This is a genomic window from Bradyrhizobium sp. NAS96.2 (assembly GCF_001908235.1).
Lineage (GTDB): Bacteria > Pseudomonadota > Alphaproteobacteria > Rhizobiales > Xanthobacteraceae > Bradyrhizobium.
Genome location: NZ_LGHK01000389.1, coordinates 1 through 697 on the forward strand (window position 1 = coordinate 1; position 697 = coordinate 697).

The window sequence follows — 697 nt, forward strand, 5'->3', positions numbered from 1 at the left end:
AACGCGAAGATCCTGGACAACATTTTCCGCCTTGTGCACACGATCAAGGGGACCTGTGGCTTCCTCGGGCTGCCGCGGCTGGAAGCGCTGGCGCATGCCGGCGAGACCTTGATGGGCAAATTCCGCGACGGCATGCCGGTGAAGGCGGAAGCCGTGACGCTGATCCTGTCCTCGATCGACCGCATCAAGGAGATCCTGGGCGGGCTCGAGGCGACCGAAGCGGAGCCCGAAGGCAACGACCGCGACCTGATCGATCAGCTCGAAGCCATGGTCGAGCACGGCATGGCCGCGATGTCAGGCTCGACGCAGTCGATGCCGGCGGCCGCTGAAGAAGATGTGCCGGTCGTCGAAGCGCCGTCCGTGCAGGCTGACATGACCGAAGGCACGCTGGTGGTGCAGACGCTGGAGCGCCCGTTGCGTCCCGGCGAGGTCTCGCTCGACGAGCTCGAGCGTGCCTTCCGCGAGACCGAGACCGAAGTGGCCGCACCCGCGCCCGCCGCCAAGCCCGCCGCCGCGGCACCTGCAACTCCCGCCGCCGAGCCGACGGAGGCCGCAAAGAAGCCGGTCCGCAAGACCGCCGCCGAGGATGTCCAGGAAGGCGACAAGATCGCCAACCAGTCGATCCGGGTCAACGTCGACACCCTCGAACACCTGATGACCATGGTCTCCGAGCTGGTCTTGACCCGCAACCAGCTCT

At 66.9% G+C, this 697-nt stretch carries 1 protein-coding gene; it reads left to right on the top strand.

Annotation, left to right across the window (positions count from 1 at the left end):
- On the top strand, positions 1-697 hold a 697-nt coding region (locus AC628_RS41495; RefSeq protein WP_210190341.1), incomplete at both ends, for an Hpt domain-containing protein.